The sequence below is a fragment of the Methylobacterium sp. 1973 genome (genome assembly GCF_040545035.1).
Classification (GTDB): Bacteria; Pseudomonadota; Alphaproteobacteria; order Rhizobiales; family Beijerinckiaceae; genus Methylobacterium; species Methylobacterium fujisawaense.
On record NZ_JBEPLA010000001.1, the window covers coordinates 566619 to 588504 of the forward strand.

Below are 21886 nucleotides of genomic sequence, written 5' to 3' on the forward strand. Positions count from 1 at the left end.
AAACGAAAATCTATGGCGTGCGTCAGGGGCGACTGGCGGAGAGGGGGGGATTCGAACCCCCGATGCCCTTGCAGGCATGCCGCATTTCGAGTGCGGTGCATTCAACCGCTCTGCCACCTCTCCGCAAGGTGCCTCGATGAGACCGGGGGTGCCTAGCACGCGCGGCGCAGCTTCACAAGCGCGACGTCGCCCGCCTGCGCCGGATCAGACCACCACCGTGATCGCCTGCGCGGCGCGGGTCAGGCCGGTGTAAAGCCAGCGCGCCCGGTGCTCGCGGAACGCGTAGGATTCGTCGAACAACGTCACCCGGTCCCATTGCGATCCCTGGGCCTTGTGCACCGTCAGCGCGTAGCCGTAGGTGAATTCGTCCGTCTCGCGCCGCAGGAACAGCGGGATCTCCTCGTCCGAGCCGGTGATCATCGCCCGCAGCACCTTGATGTCGGTGGGCTTCCGGCGCAGGGCCGGATCGTCCTCCGGCACCACGTCGAGCCGGATCAGATCCGGCCGCGGCGGTGCGCGCAGCGCCTGGACCGTCCAGGTCGAGCCGTTGAGCAGGCCCTTCACCCGATCGTTGCGCAGGCAGACCAGCTTCTCGCCGATCGCCGGCATCGGATCCGTGTGGCCGGCGAGTTCCCGGAGCCGGGCATTGTAGAGGCGGCGCGTCTTGTTGAGGCCGACCAGCACCTGATCGCATTCGAGCACCTCGGCCGGATCCAGGGTGCGGCGCGACACGACCCGGCTCTGCCCATAGCTGCCGAGTTCCAGCCGGCCGCCCTCGCGGATCGTCATCGCCATCCGGACAATCGGGTCATCCTTGGCCTGCCGATGCACCTCGGTGAGCATCACGTCGGGCTCCGCCTCGGTGAAGAAGCCGCCGCCGCGCACCGGCGGCAGCTGCGCCGGATCGCCCAGGACCAGCACCGGCCGCTCGAACGACAGAAGATCGTGGCCGAGATCGGAATCCACCATCGAGCACTCGTCGATGATGATCAGATCCGCCTTGGCGGCCGGCCCCGAGCGGTTCAGCGTGAAGGTCGGTCCGCCCTCCTCCGCCTCCTTGGTGCGGTAGATCAGCGAGTGGATCGTAGCGGCGTCGTAGCAGCCCTTCTGGCGCATCACCGAGGCCGCCTTGCCGGTGAAGGCCCCGTAGACCACCGTGCCGTCGACATCCTCGGCGATCCGGCGGGCGAGCGTGGTCTTGCCGGTGCCGGCATAGCCGAACAGCCGGAACACCTGGGATCCCCCGTCCCGCCGCCACGCGGCGATCGCCTTCAGCGCCGCGTCCTGCTGCGGGGCGTAGGCGGCCGGCAGCCCCGCACTCACGGCCAGCGCACGGTCGGCGGCATCGAGGAGAGGATCGAGGCGACGTTGCCGCCGGTCTTCAGGCCGAAGATCGTGCCCCGGTCGTAGAGCAGGTTGAACTCGACGTAGCGGCCGCGCCGCACCTGCTGCTCGTGGCGGTCCGCCTCGGTCCAGGGCGTGGTGACGTTGTCGCGCACGATCTTCGGATAGGCCTCCAGGAAGGCCTGTCCGACGTCGCGGGTATAGGCGAGGTCGGCCTGTGGATCGCCGCTCCAGAGATAATCGTAGAAGATCCCGCCGATGCCGCGCGGCTCGTTCCGATGCTTGAGGTGGAAATACTCGTCGCACCACGCCTTGTAGCGGGCGTGATCGATGCCGTGCGCCGCGCAGGCCCGCGCCAGGCAGGCGTGGAAATGGCGGCTGTCCGGATCGGCCTGATTGCGGCGCCGGTCGAGCACCGGCGTCAGATCGGCCCCGCCGCCGAACCACGCCCGCGTCGTCGCGACGAACCGGGTGTTCATGTGAACCGTCGGCACGTGCGGATTCCACGGATGGGCGATCAGCGAGATGCCGGTGGCGAAGAAGCGCGGATCCTCGGCGGCGCCGGGCATCTGGGCCCGGAATTCCGGCGCGAACTCGCCATGCACCGTCGAGATGTGCACCCCCGCCTTCTCGAAGACGCGGCCGCGCAGCATCGCCATGACGCCGCCGCCGCCGGGCCGGCCGGTATGGTCGGTCCGGTTCCACGGGGTCTTCTCGAAGGTTCCGGGGCCCTCGGGCGCATCGGGATGGAACGGGCCCGTCGCCTCCGCCTCGATGGCCTCCAAGGCCGCGAGGATGCGATCGCGCAGCGTCTCGAACCACGCCGCGGCCTCGGACTTCATGGCCGCCACGTCGGCCTCTGAGGGAGGCGCAGCCAGGGCTGCGCGCGCGTCATCCGGCATCGTCATGACACAGGCTTTTCCACCGTGCCGGGCGCACGTCAATGCGGGCGCGGCCCGACGTGACCGCGCAGGCGTCCGGAGCCGCAACCCGCCGCGGCGGCGCGGGCGGCCTACGCCGGGCCCGGCCGCTCGCCGACGGGCTTGAGCAGCCCCGTGGCCGTCGCCACCAGATCCCCCGCCGCATCCCGGATCTCGGCCTCGCAGAAGATCACCGACCGCCCCGCCCGGGTCACCCGCCCCTCGGCGATCAGGATACCGCGCCCGGGGGCGAGGAAGCGGGTCTGCATGTCGAGGGTCACCACGGGGCGCCCCGCCTGCAGCCGGGCCGCCGTCCCGAGGGCGACGTCGAGCAACGTGCAGAGCGCGCCGCCATGGGCGATGCCGAGATTGTTGGCGTGCTCCGGCCGCAGGGCCAGGCGCAGGCGCGTCCGGCCGGCGCGCACGTCGAGGGCCTCGATGCCGCAATGATCCACGAACGGGATGGTGGCGCCGAAGACGGTGCCCGGTTCCGATTGCTGGTCCACGTCGATCGCCCCGGATCCCGTCTCACCCGGACGTTTATGGCCCAGATGCGCCCGAGGCCAGGACCGGCCCCGCGCAGATCACGTGACAGTCCGGCCGAAACGTTCATCCCGCGTCGACGCGCTGACGGGACATCGCGGCGGGCCGCCGCGTGAAGTTCCGGGCGTCTCATCAGACCCGAAACGGATCTTCGCAGAGGAAGCCCGCCGCTAGATCGCGACAGAAGGCATAATCGGCGCCCGTCCGCAGGCCGCGGCCACATCCAACCTCGCCTCCGGCATGTCGGTTTGCTCGACCAACGATTTCAGGTCGACCCACGGCTTCAACAATATGCGTGTTCATGACCGGGGCATTGTGTAGGGAAATGCTCGACGACGACTTGATTTTGCTGCACAGACGTTAGAACCGTCTCACCACGGTCGGATAGAGGGAATCATCGATGGACGACACCGCCACTGAGCAGCAGCAGACCTTTATCGAGCAGGCGTCGGACATCGTCTCGGCGTATGTCTCGAACAATTCGGTGCCCATCAGCGAGTTGCCCGGTCTGCTCGCCGGCGTTCACGCCGCGCTGACGAAGCTTTCGGCCCCCGCGGCGACCGTGACAGAGACGGCCGACAAGCCGACGCCGGCCCAGATCCGCAAGTCGGTGACGCCGGACGCGCTGATCTCGTTCATCGACGGCAAGCCGTACAAGACGCTGAAGCGCCATCTGTCGCGCAACGGCCTGACGATCGAGCAGTATCGCGAGCGCTTCGGCCTGCCGCGCGACTACCCGTCGACGGCTGCGAGCTACTCGGCCCAGCGTTCGGAACTCGCCCGCAGCCTCGGCCTCGGCCAGCAGCGCCGCAAGTCCGCTGCGCCGGCGCCGGCGCCGGCTCCCGAGCCCGTCGCGGAGGTGGCCGAGAAGCCCAAGCGCGTGAGCCGCCCCCGCAAGGCCAAAGAAACGGCCTGAGCCCGGCCCCTCGGCCGGGCCCCTGGGACCCGGCCGGCCCGCAGCCCGCGTGCCGGCCGGATCACGCGAAGTCGGCGAGATCGTCGGCCACGTCGCCCGCGGCGACGTCCGTCTCGGCCCTGTGCCGCTCGACCGCTTCGGCCTCTTCGGCCGTCCCGGGTCGCGGCACCGACCGCTCGGTCTCCGGATGCGCCTTGACGGCCGTCTCATCGGGGGATTGATCCGTCACCCGACCCGCCATGCTGCGCGCTCCCCGAACTTGAACGGGTAAGCAAAGCGTCAAAGCCCGTGCGTGTTCCGCCCCGCGAACACTCCCGCGAACACTGCGGGTGACCCCGCCGAAGCCCGGTCCGGCGCTCGTTCGCCTTCCTGAAGACGCTCTCCAGATCCCGTCGAAGGACGAGGCCGAGGGCCACGACGGCACCGGCCTCGACGCGGCCCGTGCGGGCTGCGCCCGCGGGGGACGGATCGCGATGCGCCGCGTTGCACGTCCGGGCCGGCCGATCAGGAGCGGAATTTGGGCACTCGCTACGGGCTGGAGATCCGCGCTGCCGCGAGTCCCGACGCCGCCGGGCTCGCGGCCCTGCTGGGTGAGGCGGGGATCGCGGTCGGCGCCGCGGACCTCGCGACCCGGCTCGACGCCCTGCAACAGGACGGCGGCACCGCCCTCGTCGCCGTAGAATGGGGACCGCCGAGCGGCCTCATCACCGTGTCCCCCGTCCGGACCCTCGAGGCGCCGCGGCCCTTCGGCCTGATCACCAGCCTCGCGGTCGCGATCGAATCCCGCCGCCGGGGCATCGGCCGGGTGCTGCTGAAGGCGGCCGGCCGGGCGGCGCGACAGGCGGGCTGCGACCGGCTGCTCCTGGCCGCGGCGCCGGACCAGGAGGCCCTGCGCGCCTTCTGCAGGGCGGCCGGCTTCACCGATGCGGGGCAAATGCTCGCGCGGCCGCTGCTGAAGCGCGGCGCCGGAGAGGCCTGAAAGCCGCGACATCCTGGCCGCAGCCGACCGGGCCCATCGGGCGTTGTGACCGGAGACTGGAGTCCCCCCGATGACGCTGCGATCCGAGACCCCGCCGCCCCCTGCGAACCTGCCCTGCGATCCGCCACCGGATTCCGACGCGCCGACCGCCGCGCAGCTCAAGGGTGACATCGACAGCGGCCGCACCGCCGACAAGACCCCGCACATGGATATCGGCGCGGCCCCGCTCGGGACCTGCGAGGAGGCCGGCGGGACGCCGCCGACGCCCCAGGAGGTCCGGATCGCCCGGCAGAACGAGCGGGCCCCCTCGGAGCGGGCGGCGAAGGGCTACGTGCACCAGCGGCAGCCCTGGGTCCTGCCGCTCTATGTCGGCATCATCGTCGCGGCGGCCGTGGGGCTCGGCCTCGTTCTCTGGCTGACGCGCTGAGGCCGAAGCGGGGCCGGGCGCGGGCCACCATGATGCAGGACGGCACGGTCGCGGCGGAGGCGGTTTAAAGGTCGATTCACGTCGATGCGGTTAGCGTGACCTTACTGCAGTCTTGCGTAACCGATCCTCCATGCCCCCATCCGTCGATGCTCCGCCGGACCTGTCCGGGCTCCTCGAACTCTCACGCATCGAGAATCTCGATCTCAAGCCGGTGATCCTCCGGGTTCAGACCGACCTGTTCGTCCGGGCGGCGGCCCGGGACAGGACCGAGATCGAGATCTTCGAATCGCTCGCCTGCGGCCTGATCCCCACGGTGGATGAGGAGACCGCCCGGGTGGTGGCCCGCAAGCTGGCCCCCTGCCCCGAGACGCCGCCGGCGGTGCTGGAGGCGCTCGCGCTGCGCGGCGGCGAGGCCCGCGACGCGGTGGTGGAACTGGCCCCGACCCTGAGCCATCGCCTGATCGAGGCGGCCCTGGCCGAGGGATCGGATATCGCCGCCCGCATCGCCGCCCGGGCCGGGTTGAGCCGCGAGGCGGTGGACGAGCTCTCCCGCGAGGGCCGCCCCGAGATCGACCGCGCGCTGGCCGCCAATCTCGGCCACACCCTGCGGGGGGCAGCCCTGGCGCGGCTCGTGAACCGCGGCCGCGGCGCCCCCGACCTCGCCCGGCTTCTCCTGGTCCGGCCCGACGTCTCGGCCGCCGACCTCGTGCCCCTGTACCTGCACGCCGATCCGATCCGCCGCACGGTGATCGGCCGGGCCGTCGAGGCGACCGCCGCCCTGCGCCCCTGCCCGCCGGCGCCCCGCGGCCTCGGCGAGACCCTGACCGGCCTGTCCGCCGCCCGCGACGTGCCGGCCTTCATGGCGGCCCTGGCCGACGGCCTCGGCCTGCCGCGCGATTTCCTGACCGTGGTCGCCGACGCCAGCGCCCGCTACGACCTCCTGACCCTGGGTCTGCGGGCCGCCGGCCTGCACGAGGAGGAGGCGGTCTACATCTTCCTGACCCTCAACCAGGGTGTCGCGCGCTCGGCCGAGCGGGTGGCCGACCTCGTCCGGCTGTTCCGCACCGTGAGCCGGCCAGCCTCCCGGGACCTGATCGCCGCGATCCTCGACCGGCCCCTCGCCGAACGCGGGCGCGGCGAGGCCCATCAACCGCTGCACGGCCCGGAGGCGAAGCTGCGCCAGGGCGCAGAGCGCGTCGCCGCGCAGCGCCCCTCCCTGCCGGTGCGCTCCCGGGCGGCGGGCGGCGGGGAGCCGGCCTGACGGGCCGGACGTCAGCGGGGATCCACGGGCGGATCGCGCTGCGGATCGGCGCCCCGCCAAGCGGGCTGCCGATCGGTCTCCTCAAGGGTGTCGGTTGAGGCCGTCGGCTCCGCGGCGCGGCGGCTCAGTTCGGCCATCAGGCCGCGGGCCAGGACGGCGCGCACCGCCCGCTCGCGGGCCTCGGCTGGCACCGCGTCGAGGGCCGCCGGCAGCGCCGCCTGGGCGCTGGGCACCGCGTCGGCGAGCCGTCTCGCCTCGGCGGCCGGATCCGTCCCGGCTCGCAGCAGGGCAAAGTAGGAGAGCACGCCGATCACCAGCGCGGCGCGCAGCAGGACGGTCATGAGACGATTCCTCCGCTCGAGATCAAGCGGAAGCATTCGACGGATTTCCTCAACCGGGCCTCAACCGACCCGAGCTTTTCCGCGCGATGGTGAATGAAGCTTGTCCGCAATCGGCTGGTTACCTCGCGGAAAGCATCCCGATCAATCGGACAAGTCCCGCAACACTCGTTTAAGCCGGCTCTGCGACCGTCCGGAAGTCGTTCGAAGTCGAACCGGAGGCGCGACGGATGCGGGAACGCATTCTGCGCGGCGCGTGCCAACCTTGACCATTAAGACTGTCCTGACGTCGTTGATCGACGACCGGCTCGCGGGTCTCGTCCACGAATCCGTGGCCGACAATGCGCCGGCCCGTGCGCGCCACCAGCGCTTCCTGGTGTCGCGGCTGGCGACCGGCGCCGTCATGATGGTCGGTCTGCCGCCCTATCTGCTCTGGCGCGGGGTGCCGTCCGGCTTCGAGGTCCTGGCGATCGCGAGCCTGCTGCTGCCGGTCTTCGCCGCCGTCCTGCTCGCCCGCACCGGGTCCCTCTGGATCGCCCACGCGGTCTCCTCGGCGGGCCTGACCGGCCTCGTCGTCGCCCTGGCGGGCGTCACCGGCGGCGCCGCATCGCCCGCCGCGGTCTGGCTGGTGGCGATCCCCCTGGAGGCGCTGGTCTCCGGCTCGCTCCGCGCGACGATCGCGGCCTCCGTCATGGCGGTTCTCGGCGTGCTGACCGTGGTGGCCCTCGGCGCCTGGGCCGGCGCCCTGCCGGTCATGGACATCTCGGCGGGGATCGCGCTCCCGGCCTTCGCGATCACCGCGATCGGCCATGTCGCCGCCCAGGCTCTGGAGCACATGCGCAACGAAGGCGTCTGGCGCGAGCGGCTGCGCGACAACGAGGCCCGCGACCGGCTGCTCCTCTCGGCGATCGACGATCTCGTGACCTGGCACGACCGCAACGGCCGCGTGCTGGAAGCCTCGGTCTCGGCCACGCGGCTGCTCGGCAGCGACCCGGCCCGGCTGCGCGGCCATGGGCTGCTGGAGCGGGTCCATGTCGCCGACCGGCCGGCCTTCCTCAAGGCGGTGAGCGACGTGGCGGCGACCGGGCGGCCCGCGACCCTGCCCCTGCGCCTGCACGTCGAGGCCGAGGCCGGCCGGCCCGACGGCGCGAGCCTGATCCACGCCGAGATGCGCGCCCACCGGATCGAGCACGGGCCGCACGAGGCCGCCATGGCGGTGGTGGCGGTCACCCGCGACATGACCGAGCACCACCGGCATGCCGTGGAGCTGGAGCGTGCCCGCGCCGAGGCCGAACGCGCCGACGCGATCAAGGGCCGGTTCCTGGCCAACGTGACCCACGAGCTGCGCACGCCGCTCAATGCGATCATCGGCTTCTCCGAGGTCCTGGCGGGCCAAGGCGCCGTCAGCCTCGGCCCGGACCAGGCGCGGGAATATGCCGGCATTATCGGCGCCTCCGGCCACCATCTGCTCGGCGTGGTCAACACGCTGCTCGACATGAGCCGGATCCAGAGCGGCAACTTCGACTGCGCCCCCGAATGCTTCGACATCGCGGGCCTGCTTCGGGCCTGCTGCGACCTGATGCGCCTGAAGGCCGACGCCGCCGGCATCGTCCTCACCGTCGCCCCGTCGGGCCCGGTGGAGATCACCGCCGATCCCGCCGCCTGCCGGCAGGTTCTGATCAATCTCATCTCGAACGCGGTGAAGTTCACCCCGCGCGGCGGCCGGGTCGACCTGTCCCTGCGCCGCGGCGCGGGCAGCCTGGACATCGTCGTGGCCGATACCGGCGTCGGCATCGGTACGGACGACCTGCCCAAGCTCGGGACCCCGTTCTTCCAGGCGGGCAGCGGCGGCTACAAGCGCCAGCACGAGGGGACCGGCCTCGGACTCTCGGTGGTGCAGGGCCTGGTCGGCTTGCACGGCGGCGCCCTGCTGATCGAGAGCGCCCCGCAGGCCGGGACCGTCGTGACCGTAACCCTGCCCCTCGTCTGCCCGGCTCCGGCGGCCGACCATGGGCCGGCCCCGATCCGCACCGCCGTGCGGGGCGCCCCGGTGTCGCGCCGCGTGGTGCGCCTGCCGCTCGGCCTGTTCGACGCGGAGCCGAGCGCCGCCTCGGTCCCGGCCGACCCGGTCCTGCGCCGCACCGCCTGATCGGCAGATCCCCCGGAAGGAGACATGATGTCAGGCTACCGCGAGATCACCGTACCGGGCGAACCCAGCCGCGCACGCCGTCCCGCGCCGCGCCGCGCCGCCGTCCAGGGCGACTGGCGTGCCGTCCTCGTCGGCGCGCTGAAGGCGACGGGCGCCACCTGCCGGACCAGCCCGGGCACCGTTCTCGGCAGCCTCGCGGCCCTGTGCGCGGCGGGCTTCGTCTGCGTCAACGCCCTCGGCTACCAGACCGGGCGCCATCCGGCGCCGATTCTGCCCAAGCTCGCCCAGAAGGCGCCTGCCGCGCGCGAGGCGGCCCCGGCCGCCAAGGAGCCCGTCCGGGAGGCGGCCCGGGATCCGGTGCGCGTCATCGATCCCGAACGCGTCGCCGCGCCGGCGCCCGCCAAGCCGGCGGCCCGGGACGCGATCGGCGAGCTGATCCGATCCGATGAGACCACCGCCTCGGTCACCCCGAAGGCGTCGCCGGTCCGCCCGGCCGCGAAGCCGGCTCCGAAGGAGACGAAAGACGCCGCCAAGACCGCCAAGCCCGAGAAGGACAGTGATCCGGTGATGCGGGCCCAGAAGGCGCTGTCGAAGCTCGGCTACGCGGTGAAGCCCGACGGCGCGATGGGACCGGGCACGCGGGCGGCGATCGAGAAGTTCGAGCGCAGCGCCAAGCTGCCGGTCACCGGCGAGGCGACGGGCCGGACCCTGCGCGAGCTGATGGCCCGGGCCGGCCACGGTTAGCGAGACAGGGCGGCACCCCCGCCGCGCTTGCGGCGCGGGTGCCGATCGGCGTGAGAGCGCGGAGGCGGGCCCTCAGTATTGCGTGCCGGTGAACCGGCAGATCGTCTTGCAGCGTGGACCGCCATTGGCCTGCCAGGACTTCGCGTGTCCGATCGATCCGGTCATGTCCTGCGTGGGATTACCCCCGGGTCGATGCACGACGATGTTGCAGCGATCCTGCGGCGTCCGCTGGTAGCGCGGGCAGGATGCGGAATCGCGGTTGCCCAGTAAATCCATGAGCGTCTCCTGACGGGCGTGGGCCGACGGCACAACACCGCACAGGCCGGCGACGATCAGCGCCGCAAGCGAGGTCATTCTCCACATCGGAGTGCTCCTTAAATCATCGTGAGATGCAAATTCGGGCGCCCTTTGCTCAGATAATCAGCAAACAATACTATAGATGTGCGTTGTCGCACATCGAACAATGCTATTTTAATCCCGATAAATACTCGATTTTCTGAAGGAATATTCCGCCGCCTGAACCGTTATGGAGATGCCGGGCCGTGCACCGGCGGTTGCCCGGACCGGCGCTTTCGCGCATGGCGGAGGACGCGCCACCCGGCGCTCGCAGGGTTCCGGATCCGGCTGATCCGCCGGGACACAGGCCCTGCGGCGAACGGATCCTCACAGGGCTACAGACGCATGCGCCTGCGCTCCGATTTCTGGGTTTCGGCCCATCTGCGGCGGCTGGATGTCGCCGGCATCCCGGCCGTGCTGCGGCGGCGCGGGTCCGCGGAGGCGGGTGCGATCTTCGTGAAGGTCGACCGGCTCGACGGCAGCGCCGACCTCTACGGACCGGCGCCGCAAGCCCTGTTCGAGGCCGAGGAGAGCGGCGACCGCCGTTTCGCCGGGATCGTCACCGGCGGCAGCCCGCTCGACGTGGAGGAGCGCCTGACAAAGGAGATCCGGTTCGATTCCGATCTCTGGATCATCGAGATCGACGACCGCCAGGGGCGGCATTTCCTGGACTTGGCGGAGTGATGGAGGGCCGCGCCCGGTCGGGCTGCGCCTGACGGAGGGCCCTCCCACACATCGCCCGCATCCTGAGGTGCTGCGCAGCGGCCTCGAAAGAGCCCTCCGGGGATCGCGCGGCTGGCTGTAACCCTCCTTCGAGGCCTCCGCTGCGCTCCGGCCCCTCAGGATGAGGGGAGGGCCGGAATGACCGAAGGCCAGAACGCCGTGTCCCGTGACGCGAGGCGCTCCGGGGGAGCGGCTCCAGCGCCCGCTCGCCGTCGTTGCGAACGCAGCGAAGCAATCCAGCGACGCCACGGCCGCCGATGTCGCGCGACCTGAATCGCTTCGCTGCGCCCGTGATACCGGGGCGGAGCGAAGCGACGGCGCCCGTCAGCCCTCGATGATGCGCTCGTCGAGCTTGCGGTCGACGGTCTCGACGGTGCGGTCGATCTCGGCGTTCGGATCACCGAGCTGGTGCGAGATCAGCTTCACCAGCAGGTCGACGCGCTCGATGTAGGGCGCACCGTTGGCCACCGCGCGCGCCGCCGAGGACGGCTTCAGCAGGCTCTCGGCCGCCTTGGCGTATTTCTCGAACGGCACCTGATCGGCCGGATCGGCGCCGAGCTTCCGGGCGATCCCGTCGACATGGTCGTAGATCGCCCGCGAGCGCGCGAGGTCGCCGTGGACGGCGTCGTGGATCGATTGCGGCGCGCCCGGGGTGATGCACCGGTAATTGCCGGTGAGCAGCATCGACCACTTGGCCAGCGGCACGAACAGCGAGTCGAACACCTTCAGCTTCACCGGCACGTCGTGCCCGTCGAGGCGCACGGCGTCGATGTCGGCCTCCAGCTCGCGGAGAAGCGTGTTGTGCGCCTCGTCGGCGAAGGTCGCGGCCTTGAAGTTGGTCGGCAGGCCGACATGGAGGACGTTGGCCTCCTCCTCCGGCGGCCGGAAGGCCTGCGGGTCGGGGGAGCAGAGCGACACCAGCCCCGGCTCGAACCGGTCCCAGACGCCGGCATTGGTGTAGGCATCCTCAAGATCCATGGCGGCGAGCGCCGGGATCCGCTTGAGGTAGGGCAGCGGCGGCATGTTCATGATCGACAGGCACGGCAGCTTCGCCGCCGCGATCTTGATCATCAGGACGCGGATCGTGTGGTTGTTGTACTGCGGCTCCTGCATGGCGAGGCCGACGAGGTCGTAGCGCGACACGTCGACGTCTTCCGGCGGCATGGCGTCGACCTTGCCGGGCAGGTCGCGCGAGTGGATCGCGCGGTGCTCCTTCTCGTCGCGGAGCTTGATCCGGACCTCGGTGCCCTCGCGGTTGATCAGGTCGGCGGTCTTCCTGCGGCAGACCAGGGTCACGTTGTGACCGGCCATCAGGAGCTTGGTCCCCAGGAGCGAGCCGTAGGAGGCCCCCAGGATCAGGATGTTTCTGGCCACGTCGTTCCTCCCCAGCATTGAAGACTGCTGTTGTGTTGTCTGGCTGCGGGGAACAGCGCGTCCACGCCACGGCCCCATCGCACCGCCGATGGATGGCAGCCGGGCGGGCGGAACGCAAGCCTTCTGGTATACCTAATCCCAAACCCATTGTGACGCCCCGCCGGTGACAGGCGAGGCGAATCCTATCCCCACAGCTCCGGCGTGGGCGGGTGCATCAGGCTGCCTTCGTAGCGGAGCGGCGGGTCGCGGTCGCGGGCGAGCAGCAGCGGCCCGTCGAGATCGACGAACTCGGCGCCCTCGGCGAGGAGCGCCGCCGGCGCCATGCCCAGCGAGGTGCCGAGCATGCAGCCGACCATGATCGCGAGCCCCCTCCCCTTCGCCTCGCGGGCGAGCAGCACCGCCTCGGTCAGGCCGCCGGTCTTGTCGAGCTTGATGTTGATCGCGTCGTAGCGCCCGGCGAGCGCGTCGAGGCCGGCGCGGTCGTGCAGGCTCTCGTCGGCGCAGACCGGCACCGGATGCGCGATCTCGGCGAGCAGGGCATCGGCGTCGGCCGGCAGCGGCTGCTCGATCAGCGCGACGCCGGCCTTCAGGCAGGCGGCGAGGTTGGCCTCGATGGTCTCGGGCCGCCACGCCTCGTTGGCGTCGACGATCAGCCGGGAATCGGGCGCGCCGGCCCGGACGGCGGCGATGCGCTCCGGATCCCCTACCCCGCCGAGCTTGACCTTGAGCAGGGGCCGGTGGGCCGCCTTGCGGGCGGCCTCTTCCATGCTCTCCGGCGTGCCGAGGCTCAGCGTGTAGGCGGTGATGACCGGCTGCGGCGCCGGCAGACCGGCGATCGCCCAGGCGGGGCGGCCCTGAAGCTTCGCCTCGAGGTCGAACAGCGCGCAGTCCAGGGCGTTGCGCGCCGCCCCCGCTTTCATGCGGGTCATCAGCGCATCGCGCCCGATCCCGGCCGCGATCGCCTCCGCCTGCCCTTCGATCAGCGCGCTGACGCTCTCGACGCTCTCGGCATAGCGCGGATAGGGCACGCACTCGCCGCGCCCGACCGTGTCGCCGTCCGTGAGCGTCGCCACCACGACGGCGATCTCGGTGCGGCTGCCGCGGGAGATCGTGAAGGCGCCGGCGATCGGGAAGCGCTCGACGGCGAGGCTCAGGCGACGGGCCATGTCAGATCTCCGGGAACTCGGCGACGATCCGGTCGACCAGCCCGTCGACGCCGAAGCGCACCGGGTCGGTGGCGGGCAGGTCGTGCTCGGACGCGAGCGTCTCGAGGAGCGCCCGCGCCTCGCCCTCGGCAAGCGCCTGGGTGTTGACCGCGATGCCCACCGGCCTGATCGCCGGGTTGGTCAGGCTGCCGAGCTGGACGGTCAGGTCGATCACCTGGCGGATGGTGGGGAGCGGGTGCTTCACGCCGCGCATCGTGGTGCGGGTCGGCTCGTGGCAGACCACGAAGGCGTCGGCCTGGGCGCCGTGCAGCAGGCCGAGGCTCACCCCCGCGAAGGACGGGTGGTAGAGCGAGCCCTGGCCCTCGATCAGGTCCCAGTGGTTGGAGGCCGCCTCCGGCGAGATCGTCTCGACGGCGCCGGAGATGAAGTCGGCCACCACGGCGTCGATGGCGACGCCCCGGCCGGAGATGAACACGCCGGTCTGGCCGGTGGCGCAGAAATCGGCGTCGAGGCCGCGCTCGCGCATGCCGCGCTCCAGGGCGAGCACGGTGTACTTCTTGCCGACGGAGCAGTCGGTGCCGACGGTGAGCAGGCGCCGGCCCGACCGCTTGGTGCCCTTGCCGGTGGGGAAGCGCTCGTCGGTGTGGCGGACGTCGTGGAGCTGGCGGTTACGCCGCGCGGCGGCCTCCGCGATGGCCGGAATCGTACCGAGCTTGACGTGCAGGCCGCTCGCCACGTCGAGCCCGGCCTCGATCGCCGCGACGATCTCCTTGACCCAGTGATCCGGCAGCACGCCGCCGGCATTGACGACGCCGATCACAAGGGTCCGGCAGCCCTTCGCCAGGGCCTCCGGCAGGGTCATGTCGGGGATGCCGAGATCGGCGGCGCAGCCCGGCAGGCGCATCTGGCCGACGCACCATTCGGGGCGCCAGTCCTTGATGCCGTAGGCGGTCTTGGCCGCCAGCGTATCGGGCACGTCGCCCAGGAACATCAGGTAGGGCGTGGCGATCTGCATCGGTCGAGCAACCTTCTCCGGGAGGCCGGCGGACCGTCTATGCGGGATCGCGGGCGCCGGGCGCAATGCACGAGACCGGCCAAGCGGGTGGACGCGGCCGCCGTCGCGGGCATGACCGGGTTGCGCCATCTAGAAGGGACGCCCCTCCGACCCTCTCCGCAACCCGAGGTGCCGCAGCGCAGGGAGGCCGCGAAGGAGGCCTCCAGGGCTCGCGCGGCTGGCTCGAGGGCTCCTTCGAGGCCCGCTCACGTGGGCACCTCAGGATGAAATCGCGTTGGGGAAAGCCGATCTCACCCCTGCGGCGCGTGGTGTCCCCGTTCAGGCGGCGCGTCGTCGCGCCACCCCCGCCTCGTTGGCCACCGCGCCCACCGGCGACAGCACACCGGTCGCCCGGACCATCCCCTCGACGCCCGCCAGAGCGCCCGCGCGCAGCTCGAGACCGAGGAAGCGCTCGCGCTCGAACGGCCCCGGCAGGGTCAGGCCCTCCGCGAGCGCCCGGTCGAAGCCGAAGCGGGCGTAGTAGGGCGCGTCGCCGACCAGCAGCACGGCGCCGTGGCCGAGGGCCTCCGCCCGGCCGAGGGCCGCCTGCATCATCACCGAGCCGAGCCCCTGCCCCTGGATCGCCGGATCGACGGCGAGCGGGCCGAGCAGCAGTGCCGGGCGAGCGAGCCCGGCCTCGACGTGCCACAGCCGCAGGGTGCCGACGAGGCGGCCGCCCCGAATCGCCGCGAAGGCGAGGCCGCGGGCCGGCCGACGGCCTTCGCGCAGGCGCTCCGAGGTCTTGGCATGGCGGTTGCCGGGAAAGCACGCGTCGAGCAGGCGCTCGCGCGCCGGGACGTCGTGGACATGCTCCGCGCGGATCTCGATCATGGCTGTGCCCTCCCCGGGCCGGCAAGCGGGAGAAGCGGTGGGTTCCGACGGACGGCCGAAGGCGATCCGTCGATGCGACAGCGGGAGATCGCTCGCGGCAGCGACACGCTGCCGGGAGGTTCTGCAGCAGGTCAGATGACGATCTGCTGAAGGGGCGGGAAGCCGTTGAAGGCCACCGCCGCGTAGGTGGTGGTGTAGGCGCCCGCACCCTCGATCAGCACCTTGTCGCCGATCGAGAGCGAGACCGGCAGCGGATAGAGCTGCCGCTCGTAGAGCACGTCCACCGAGTCGCAGGTCGGGCCGGCGATGACGCAAGGCTCGGTCGCGTCGCCGTCCCGGGCGGTGCGGATCGGGTAGCGGATCGCCTCGTCCATGGTCTCGGCCAGCCCGCCGAACTTGCCGATGTCGAGGTAGACCCACCGGACCTCGTCGGCGTCCGCGGACTTCTTCGACACGAGCACGACCTCGGCCTCGATCAGGCCGGCATTGCCGACCATGCCGCGGCCCGGCTCGATGATCGTCTCGGGGATCTGGTTGCCGAAATGCTTGGTCAGGCCCCGGAAGATCGCCTCGCCGTAGCTCTCCACGCCCGGCACCGCCTTGAGGTACTTGGTCGGGAAGCCGCCGCCGAGATTGACCATCGACAGGCCGATCCCGCGCTCCGCGCACTCGCGGAAGATCGCCGCCGCGGAGCCGAGCGCCCCGTCCCAGGCCTCGGTGTTGCCCTGCTGCGAGCCGACATGGAACGAGATGCCGTAGGCCTCCAGCCCCTGGCGATGGGCGTGCTCCAGCACGTCCGCGGCCATCTCGGGCACGCAGCCGAACTTGCGCGAGAGCGGCCAGTCGGCGCCCGCGCCGTCGCACAGGATGCGGCAGAACACCCGGATCTCGCCGGTCGGCACGTCCGTGGCCACGGCGGCCCGGGCGATCTTCTCGACCTCGGCCTGGCAGTCGACCGCGAACAGGCGGATGCCGAGCTTCAGGGCGCGGCCGATGCAGCGCTCCTTCTTGATCGTGTTGCCGAAGGAGATCCGGTCGGCGGTGGCGCCGGCGGCCAGCACCATCTCCATCTCGGCGACGGAGGCGGTGTCGAAGCACGAGCCCATCTCGGCGAGCAGGCGCAGCACCTCGGGGGCCGGGTTCGCCTTCACGGCGTAGAACACGCGGGTGTCCGGCAGGGAGCGCGCGAAGGCGGTGTAGTTGTCACGCACGACGTCGAGATCGAGGACCATCACGGGGCCCTCGTCCTGACCGAGGTCGCGGCGCACGCGCAGGAAGTCACGGATGCGGTCGGTCATAGTCGTCTCCCGGCACGGGTTCGCGAGCGCCCTACGCGGGGCGCGCTGTCGAAGATGACGGCCAGGACTGGCCGTCGGCGTCAGGGGGCGATGCGTCGCGCGGACCCACGCGCTTTGGAGACGCGTGCGTCAGTGCGGGCGCAGAGCACCCGGAAGCTGCCGTGGATTGGAAGGGATGACCCCCACCGCACGCCGGGCAAAGAGAAACAAGCCTCTTCGGTGCCGGCCTGTGGAGGGCCGACGAGACCAAAAAAGCCCGTTCGTCGTTGCTTTAAGCTGCGTCCCCCGTGGAGAGCGGGGTTCGCCGGTTTCGCCTCCGGCTGCCGGTTGTTGTCGGGGTCCGGTGTTGCCACCTGGATGCCGGCCGTAGGGATCCACCCTTGCGACCATCGATCCTTTAAGACCCCTGGCGGCTGTCCGGCAGTTGACCGGATGCCCACCAACCGACACGCGGCCACAGGCACGTGCGAAATTGGGCACGGCGCATATACGGAGACAGGCCCGGCCCGGCAAGGGGAAGATGCCCCGGACCGCCCGCTTTTCCGCCCGGAATCCACACCCCGTGCGGCCCGTTGCAAAAACGACGCAGCCCGACCGGGCCGAAGGCGCCGTGCGGGCTTCCCAAGCGGGGCGGAAGCGGGCATCTGACCGGAGCGGGCAGAACACGCAGGTAAGCAAGCGATGGCCGGGCCGACCAGATCCACCGCGACGGCGCGGGCGTGAGCGCCCCCCTGCGCAACCCGGTCGGCGACGGGCTCCCCGAGCCGACGATCCGGACCGCCACGCTCGCCGATCTCGACGCCCTGGTCGCCCTGGAGCACGCCGCCTTCGCCACAGACCGGGCGGAGCGCCGGGCGATCCGCCACGCGATCCTGTCGCCCACCATGGACGTGCTGGCGGCGCTGATCGACGCGCCGGATGCGGACCCGACGCCGGTCCTCGTCGGCGCCGCGGTGCTGGAGCGGCGGTGCAGCAGCCGGATCGCCCGGCTGGCGTCGATCGCGGTGGCGCCGAATCGCGGCGGCCTCGGCCTCGGCGGCCGACTCCTCGACGCGGCGGAGGCGCAGGCCCGCAGCCAGGGCTGCGACCGGCTCCGGCTGGAGGTGCGCGCCGACAACGGCGCCGGCATCCGCCTCTACGAGCGCCGGGGCTATACCCGCTTCGCCGTGCGGCCGGACTATTACGAGGACGGGATGGAAGCCTGGCGCTACGAGCGCGGGCTGTAGGCGTCGCGCAGGGCTGCCGCCGATACGCGGGCCGCCTGCGGGCCGGCAGCCATCACGTTGACATCCGGATGCGATCGAAGCCGTCCGCTCCCGCGGCCCTGTTCGTCGTCACGAGGGGACGCGGCGGCCCGACGGGCAGGACACCGAGCAGGCGAGCCCCGCCCGGGACTGCTTCGCCGCACGCTCCCGCAGGGTGCCGGCAGGCCGGCCGCGCTCGGCCTCGGGCCGTTCGCGGATGCGACCGCAGGGCGCCAGATCCGCCTCGCGCCGTTCGACCGCGGGGAGCAGCCCCGCCGCGCCGCCCAGGCCACGCTGATTTCAGCGCTTATAAATTCGGCACAACCCCCGTAAATTGACTCGCCTCTCAATCAAATTCGCGTTCTATTATAAAATCTCGATGACAATATCCGTATAAAATCGCAATTATACAACACATGATCCGCCGATTGCCTGACAAAACCTAACGTTTTAAGACAAAGCATCGCAGACCTTGAGACTTTACCCATGATTCGCTGGCTGGGGCGCTTCTCGATCCGGACGTTGCTGTCCCTGGTGATCGTCATCATGGCCTGCATGGCGCTGGCCAACGCCACCAGGACACTCATCGACGAGCGGGCGCAGGCGATGGGTGCGGCCAGGGCGGTGACCTTAACGCAGGCGAGCCAGGGACTCCTCCGGACCATCCTGCCGCTGCGGCTGGAGCGCGGATCGACCCTCGCCCTCGGGGGTGAGGCGCCCGCGGACGCGAAGACCCTGTCGACCATCGCGGGCAGCCGGCAGGCGCTGATCGAGAATTACCGCCAGGCTCAGCGCAGCCTGAGCGATCTGGCCGAGCCGACGGTCAGCGCGACGCTCGATCGCCTGAACGCGGCCCAGGAGGCGATGGCGGCCCTGCGCCCCCGCATCGACGCGGCCCTCAGGCTGCCGAAGGCCCGTCGTGAGCCGGCGCTGCGGGACGCCGCGATGGCCGCCTTCCAGGACCTGCTCGAGGCCCTGACGGCCACGCTGAAGGCGGTCGACGCGGCCATTCCCCGGTCCGATCCCGTCCTGGAGCGCTATCTCGCCCTCAAACAGGCGGCCTGGGACACGCGCGTCGCCAGCGGCAACGTCGCGGTGCGGGTGCAGACCTCCCTGATCGCCGGAACGTCGTGGTCCCTGCCCGAGACCGTCGCGGCGGCTGAGGAGCGGACCGAACTACTGTCCGCGTGGCGGCGCACGACCGAGGCCGCGACCGACGTCTCGGAGACAGTGCGGGCCGCGTTCGAGCAGGCGAAAGCCGACAATTTCGAGGGCGACACCAAGGCCATCGCGCAGGCGGTCTTCGACGCGCTCAGCACGCACACGCCCCCGCGCCACACCTTCGCGGAGCTGCGCGACCGCAACACCGAGAACCAGCGCTCCCTCGTGGCCCTCTGCGACGCGGCCCTCGACGCGATGGTGGCGCGCGCCGAGACTCTCGCCGACGCGGCCCGGACCGACGTCGTGCACAGCGTCGCGGCGCTGCTGGCGGTGATCCTGCTGGTGGCCCTCGGCCTGTGGACCCTGTTCGGCGGCGTGCTGCGCCCGCTCCGGGCGCTGACGGCGACGATGCAGGCGCTGGCGGACGGGGACGCCTCCGCCATGGTCCCGGCGCGCGCCTACCGCAACGAGATCGGCGCGATGGCGCGGGCCGTCCAGGTGTTCAAGGACAACCTGATCCGCAGCCGCCAGCTCGAAGCCGAGGCCGCCGAGGCGCGGCTGGCGGCGGAGGCGCGGCGCCGGTCCGACCTGCGGGCGATGGCCGAGCGCTTCGAGCAGACGGTCGGCGGCATCATCGCTCAGGTCTCGGACTCGGCCACCGCCCTGCAGGGTACGGCCCAGACCATGACGGCCACCGCGACCCAGACCGCGAGCCAGTCCAGCACCGTGGCGGCCGCCGCCGAGGAGGCCGCCGCCAACGTCAACACGGTGGCGGCGGCGGCCGAGGAACTCGGGGCCTCCGTGGAGGAGATCGGCCGGCAGGTCGAGGGATCGACCAAGCTCGCCCAAGGGGCCGTCTCGGAGGCGGGACAGACGGGCACGCTGGTCCGGGACCTGAGCGGCGCGGTCGCGCGGATCGGCGACGTGATCGGGCTGATCGCGGCGATCGCCGGCCAGACCAATCTGCTGGCGCTCAACGCGACGATCGAGGCCGCCCGCGCCGGCGAGGCCGGCCGGGGCTTCGCGGTCGTCGCCAGCGAGGTGAAGGCGCTGGCGGCGCAGACCGCGCGGGCGACCGAGGAGATCGCCGGCCAGATCGCCGGCATCCAGGGCGTGACCGGCCGGGCCGTCACGGCGATCGGCGCGATCACGGGGCGGATCGAGGAGATCAGCGGCGTGGCGAACGCGATCGCCGCGGCGGTGGAGGAGCAGGGATCGGCCACCCGGGAGATCGTCCGGAATGTCGGGCAGGCGGCCGTCGGCACCGGTGCGGTGACCAGCACCATCCTGGGCGTCGCCGGGGCCGCCGAGGAGACCGGCCGGGCCGCCGACGCGGTGCTGGCGGCGGCGTCCGCGCTGTCGCGCCAATCCGCGACGCTCACGGCCGAAGTCACGCGCTTCCTCGACACCGTCCGGGCCGCCTGACCGGACGGTGTCGGAGGCCCCGCGGGTCTCCGCCCCGATCTCGCCCGGTTAGGGGAGTCTTACGGCTCGCGCGCTACAGCGCGGGAACGGGCGGGGCGACCCCGCCGCGCATGAGACGCCGTCCATGGCCGTGATCGCCGCCTTCGTCATCAATGCGGGGCTCAACTTCGTCCTCGGCCTGCTGATCGCCAAGCTGCTGGGGCCGGCCGATTTCGGCCGGTTCGCCCTCGCGACCACCGGCGCCATCGTGCTGAACACGGTGCTGTTCGAGTGGCTGCGCCTCTCGGCGACGCGGTTCTACTCGGGACGGGTGCGCGTCGACGAGCCGTGGATCCGCCATGGGCTCGACCGGGCCTATCTGCGCATCGGCCTGCTGCTTCTGGCCGCCGCCGCCCTGTGCGGGGCCTTCGGCTTCGCCGGCGGCGCCGACGGACGCGAGGCGGTCCTGTGCGGAACCGGCCTCGCGGCGCTCGGCATCGGCGTGTTCGACTACCACGCGGCCCTCGCCCGGGCCCGGTTCGACGGCAAGCTCTATCTCGGCCTCGTCGCGGTGAAGAACGTCCTGTCCTTCGCCCTGATGGCGGCGGCGGCGTGGTGGCTGCCCCAGCCGGCCTGGGTGCTGGCGGCGGCGGGGCTCAGCCAGCTCCTCGCGGTGCTCCTGCTGCGCCACCCCCTGCGCGACCCGCACACGCCCTTCGAACGGCCGCGCCTGTCGGCGACCTGGAGGGTCTTCGCCCGCTACGGCCTGCCGCTCATCGCCGCCAACACCGCCTATCAGTGCCTCGCCTTCGTGAACCGGGGCGCCATCGCCAGCCATGCCGGCTTCGCCGAGGCCGGCTACTTCGCACTGGCCGCCGACGTCACCGCGCGCGCGATGACGACGCTCGGCACCGCCCTCGACCTGCTCCTGTTCCAGCTCGCCGTCCAGGCGGAGGAGCAGAGCGGCCGCGCCGCCGCCGAGGCGCAGGTCGCCGCCAATGCCGGCACGGTGTTCGCCCTGCTGGCACCCTGCGCGGTCGGTTTCTGGGCGGTGCTGCCGGCCCTCCAGGGACTGGTCGTGCCGGACGCCTATCGCGGGCCGTTCGAGACCTACAGCACCGTGCTGATGCCGGGCCTCTTCTGCCTGTCGATGATGTTCTACGCCCTCAACCCGGTCTTCCAGATCCGCCGCCGGACCCTGCCGGTGGTCGCCGCCGCCCTGGTCGGCCTCGCGGTGAACGGCGCCGGCCTTCTGATCCTGCCGGACCGGATGGGCGGGATCGGCGTCGCCCTGGCGCAGACCGCCGGGCTCGCCGCCGCGGGATTGTGGCTCGGCTGGCGCGCCCTCACCGGCGCCGAGCGGATCGTGCTGCCCTGGGGGGAGATCGGCGTCGCGGCCCTCGCCTGCGCGGCGATGGGCCTCGCGCTCGCCCCCTTCCGGCACCTGCCGCCCGCCACCGCGCTGGCGGTCCTGGTCCCGGCCGGGACGGCCCTCTACGGGGCGCTGGTCTGGATCTTCGACATCGCCGGCCTGCGCCGTCAGGTCCTGGCGCGTCTGCGTCCCGCGCGGACCCTGGCGGCGGAGCAGGGTTCCAGGCCCCAGGCAGGCGCCTTCGCGGCAGCCCCGCACAGGAAACCCGCCCGCTGAAACCCCGCGACTCCACCTCCGCTTGA

21 protein-coding genes and 1 tRNA gene are annotated in these 21886 nt (G+C 71.8%); 10 read left to right on the top strand and 12 right to left on the bottom strand.

What is annotated here, in order from left to right:
- Nucleotides 1-33: 33 nt before the first annotated feature.
- From ABIC70_RS02800 to ABIC70_RS02815, 4 genes are all read right to left on the bottom strand, one after another.
- Nucleotides 34-123 (bottom strand) — tRNA-Ser (locus ABIC70_RS02800).
- 81 nt (nucleotides 124-204) lie between these two features.
- Complete coding sequence (locus ABIC70_RS02805) at nucleotides 205-1323, bottom strand: ATP-dependent DNA helicase (protein ID WP_354438824.1); 1119 nt, start codon at nucleotides 1321-1323, stop codon at nucleotides 205-207.
- Entirely contained in the window at nucleotides 1320-2252 is a 933-nt protein-coding gene (gene hemF, locus ABIC70_RS02810; protein WP_043379138.1) for an oxygen-dependent coproporphyrinogen oxidase, read from the bottom strand. Before hemF ends, ABIC70_RS02805 begins: the two co-directional genes overlap by 4 nt.
- 104 nt (nucleotides 2253-2356) lie before the next feature.
- Entirely contained in the window at nucleotides 2357-2770 is a 414-nt protein-coding gene (locus tag ABIC70_RS02815) for a hotdog fold thioesterase (RefSeq protein WP_182591366.1), read from the bottom strand.
- Nucleotides 2771-3207: 437 nt separating this feature from the next.
- On the opposite strand from ABIC70_RS02815, the gene ABIC70_RS02820 reads away from it, so the two are divergent.
- A complete protein-coding gene (locus ABIC70_RS02820) occupies nucleotides 3208-3723 on the top strand; it encodes a Ros/MucR family transcriptional regulator (RefSeq protein ID WP_043355409.1) in 516 nt (171 codons plus the stop codon).
- A 61-nt stretch (nucleotides 3724-3784) separates the two neighbouring features.
- Here ABIC70_RS02820 and ABIC70_RS02825 read toward each other — a convergent pair whose 3' ends face one another.
- On the bottom strand, nucleotides 3785-3964 hold the full coding sequence (locus tag ABIC70_RS02825; RefSeq protein WP_053609300.1) for a hypothetical protein: 180 nt from the start codon (nucleotides 3962-3964) through the stop codon (nucleotides 3785-3787).
- 276 nt (nucleotides 3965-4240) lie between these two features.
- Here ABIC70_RS02825 and ABIC70_RS02830 point away from each other — a divergent pair, with 276 nt between their 5' ends.
- The 3 genes from ABIC70_RS02830 (at nucleotide 4241) to ABIC70_RS02840 (ending at nucleotide 6390) form a co-directional block, all read left to right on the top strand.
- A complete protein-coding gene (locus tag ABIC70_RS02830) occupies nucleotides 4241-4702 on the top strand; it encodes a GNAT family N-acetyltransferase (RefSeq protein WP_043379130.1) in 462 nt (153 codons plus the stop codon).
- A 70-nt stretch (nucleotides 4703-4772) separates the two neighbouring features.
- Complete coding sequence (locus ABIC70_RS02835; RefSeq protein WP_043355404.1) at nucleotides 4773-5129, top strand: hypothetical protein; 357 nt, start codon at nucleotides 4773-4775, stop codon at nucleotides 5127-5129.
- 130 nt (nucleotides 5130-5259) lie between these two features.
- Complete coding sequence (locus ABIC70_RS02840; protein ID WP_354438826.1) at nucleotides 5260-6390, top strand: DUF2336 domain-containing protein; 1131 nt, start codon at nucleotides 5260-5262, stop codon at nucleotides 6388-6390.
- Nucleotides 6391-6401: 11 nt separating this feature from the next.
- On the opposite strand, the gene ABIC70_RS02845 is transcribed toward ABIC70_RS02840, so the two are convergent.
- A complete protein-coding gene (locus tag ABIC70_RS02845) occupies nucleotides 6402-6731 on the bottom strand; it encodes a hypothetical protein (protein WP_043355398.1) in 330 nt (109 codons plus the stop codon).
- A gap of 253 nt (nucleotides 6732-6984) precedes the next feature.
- Between ABIC70_RS02845 and ABIC70_RS02850 the strand changes: the two genes are divergently transcribed.
- Both ABIC70_RS02850 and ABIC70_RS02855 read left to right on the top strand, forming a co-directional pair.
- Complete coding sequence (locus tag ABIC70_RS02850; protein ID WP_053609302.1) at nucleotides 6985-8877, top strand: sensor histidine kinase; 1893 nt, start codon at nucleotides 6985-6987, stop codon at nucleotides 8875-8877.
- Between the two features lie 27 nt (nucleotides 8878-8904).
- Nucleotides 8905-9621, top strand: a complete 717-nt coding sequence (locus ABIC70_RS02855; RefSeq protein ID WP_179698922.1) for a peptidoglycan-binding domain-containing protein — start codon at nucleotides 8905-8907, stop codon at nucleotides 9619-9621.
- A gap of 72 nt (nucleotides 9622-9693) precedes the next feature.
- Here the strand turns inward: ABIC70_RS02855 and ABIC70_RS02860 are convergent, their stop codons facing one another.
- A complete protein-coding gene (locus ABIC70_RS02860; RefSeq protein ID WP_179697541.1) occupies nucleotides 9694-9984 on the bottom strand; it encodes a hypothetical protein in 291 nt (96 codons plus the stop codon).
- Between the two features lie 318 nt (nucleotides 9985-10302).
- Here ABIC70_RS02860 and ABIC70_RS02865 point away from each other — a divergent pair, with 318 nt between their 5' ends.
- A complete protein-coding gene (locus ABIC70_RS02865; RefSeq protein WP_043355392.1) occupies nucleotides 10303-10641 on the top strand; it encodes a DUF1491 family protein in 339 nt (112 codons plus the stop codon).
- 363 nt (nucleotides 10642-11004) lie between these two features.
- Here the strand turns inward: ABIC70_RS02865 and ABIC70_RS02870 are convergent, their stop codons facing one another.
- The 5 genes from ABIC70_RS02870 to ABIC70_RS02890 form a co-directional block, all read right to left on the bottom strand.
- A complete protein-coding gene (locus ABIC70_RS02870; protein ID WP_043355391.1) occupies nucleotides 11005-12054 on the bottom strand; it encodes a ketopantoate reductase family protein in 1050 nt (349 codons plus the stop codon).
- 182 nt (nucleotides 12055-12236) lie between these two features.
- A complete protein-coding gene (gene dgcA, locus ABIC70_RS02875) occupies nucleotides 12237-13220 on the bottom strand; it encodes an N-acetyl-D-Glu racemase DgcA (RefSeq protein WP_354438827.1) in 984 nt (327 codons plus the stop codon).
- Nucleotide 13221: 1 nt separating this feature from the next.
- Nucleotides 13222-14235, bottom strand: a complete 1014-nt coding sequence (dgcN, locus tag ABIC70_RS02880) for an N-acetyltransferase DgcN (RefSeq protein WP_043355388.1) — start codon at nucleotides 14233-14235, stop codon at nucleotides 13222-13224.
- A 318-nt stretch (nucleotides 14236-14553) separates the two neighbouring features.
- A complete protein-coding gene (locus tag ABIC70_RS02885; protein ID WP_075381145.1) occupies nucleotides 14554-15105 on the bottom strand; it encodes a GNAT family N-acetyltransferase in 552 nt (183 codons plus the stop codon).
- A gap of 131 nt (nucleotides 15106-15236) precedes the next feature.
- A complete protein-coding gene (locus tag ABIC70_RS02890; RefSeq protein ID WP_043355385.1) occupies nucleotides 15237-16403 on the bottom strand; it encodes a type III PLP-dependent enzyme in 1167 nt (388 codons plus the stop codon).
- A gap of 719 nt (nucleotides 16404-17122) precedes the next feature.
- Here ABIC70_RS02890 and ABIC70_RS02895 point away from each other — a divergent pair.
- The 3 genes from ABIC70_RS02895 to ABIC70_RS02905 all read left to right on the top strand — a co-directional run bounded on the left by ABIC70_RS02895 (nucleotide 17123) and on the right by ABIC70_RS02905 (nucleotide 21860).
- Complete coding sequence (locus tag ABIC70_RS02895; protein ID WP_354438828.1) at nucleotides 17123-17629, top strand: GNAT family N-acetyltransferase; 507 nt, start codon at nucleotides 17123-17125, stop codon at nucleotides 17627-17629.
- Nucleotides 17630-18133: 504 nt separating this feature from the next.
- Nucleotides 18134-20233 carry a methyl-accepting chemotaxis protein gene (locus tag ABIC70_RS02900; RefSeq protein WP_354438829.1) on the top strand — a complete coding sequence of 700 codons (2100 nt, stop codon included), beginning with the start codon at nucleotides 18134-18136 and terminating at the stop codon, nucleotides 20231-20233.
- Nucleotides 20234-20357: 124 nt separating this feature from the next.
- A complete protein-coding gene (locus ABIC70_RS02905) occupies nucleotides 20358-21860 on the top strand; it encodes a lipopolysaccharide biosynthesis protein (protein WP_051045044.1) in 1503 nt (500 codons plus the stop codon).
- Nucleotides 21861-21886 lie beyond the last annotated feature (26 nt).

What these genes read in the sequence shown, in the direction of transcription:
- ABIC70_RS02905 (WP_051045044.1), top strand. Translation starts at nt 20,358, where the DNA reads ATGGCCGTGATCGCCGCCTTCGTCATCAATGCGGGGCTCAACTTCGTC.
- ABIC70_RS02835 (WP_043355404.1), top strand. Translation starts at nt 4,773, where the DNA reads ATGACGCTGCGATCCGAGACCCCGCCGCCCCCTGCGAACCTGCCCTGC.
- ABIC70_RS02845 (WP_043355398.1), bottom strand. Translation starts at nt 6,731, where the DNA reads ATGACCGTCCTGCTGCGCGCCGCGCTGGTGATCGGCGTGCTCTCCTAC.
- ABIC70_RS02820 (WP_043355409.1), top strand. Translation starts at nt 3,208, where the DNA reads ATGGACGACACCGCCACTGAGCAGCAGCAGACCTTTATCGAGCAGGCG.
- ABIC70_RS02885 (WP_075381145.1), bottom strand. Translation starts at nt 15,105, where the DNA reads ATGATCGAGATCCGCGCGGAGCATGTCCACGACGTCCCGGCGCGCGAG.
- dgcA (WP_354438827.1), bottom strand. Translation starts at nt 13,220, where the DNA reads ATGGCCCGTCGCCTGAGCCTCGCCGTCGAGCGCTTCCCGATCGCCGGC.
- ABIC70_RS02865 (WP_043355392.1), top strand. Translation starts at nt 10,303, where the DNA reads ATGCGCCTGCGCTCCGATTTCTGGGTTTCGGCCCATCTGCGGCGGCTG.
- ABIC70_RS02900 (WP_354438829.1), top strand. Translation starts at nt 18,134, where the DNA reads ATGATTCGCTGGCTGGGGCGCTTCTCGATCCGGACGTTGCTGTCCCTG.
- ABIC70_RS02860 (WP_179697541.1), bottom strand. Translation starts at nt 9,984, where the DNA reads ATGTGGAGAATGACCTCGCTTGCGGCGCTGATCGTCGCCGGCCTGTGC.
- hemF (WP_043379138.1), bottom strand. Translation starts at nt 2,252, where the DNA reads ATGACGATGCCGGATGACGCGCGCGCAGCCCTGGCTGCGCCTCCCTCA.
- ABIC70_RS02890 (WP_043355385.1), bottom strand. Translation starts at nt 16,403, where the DNA reads ATGACCGACCGCATCCGTGACTTCCTGCGCGTGCGCCGCGACCTCGGT.
- ABIC70_RS02855 (WP_179698922.1), top strand. Translation starts at nt 8,905, where the DNA reads ATGTCAGGCTACCGCGAGATCACCGTACCGGGCGAACCCAGCCGCGCA.
- ABIC70_RS02825 (WP_053609300.1), bottom strand. Translation starts at nt 3,964, where the DNA reads ATGGCGGGTCGGGTGACGGATCAATCCCCCGATGAGACGGCCGTCAAG.
- dgcN (WP_043355388.1), bottom strand. Translation starts at nt 14,235, where the DNA reads ATGCAGATCGCCACGCCCTACCTGATGTTCCTGGGCGACGTGCCCGAT.
- ABIC70_RS02840 (WP_354438826.1), top strand. Translation starts at nt 5,260, where the DNA reads ATGCCCCCATCCGTCGATGCTCCGCCGGACCTGTCCGGGCTCCTCGAA.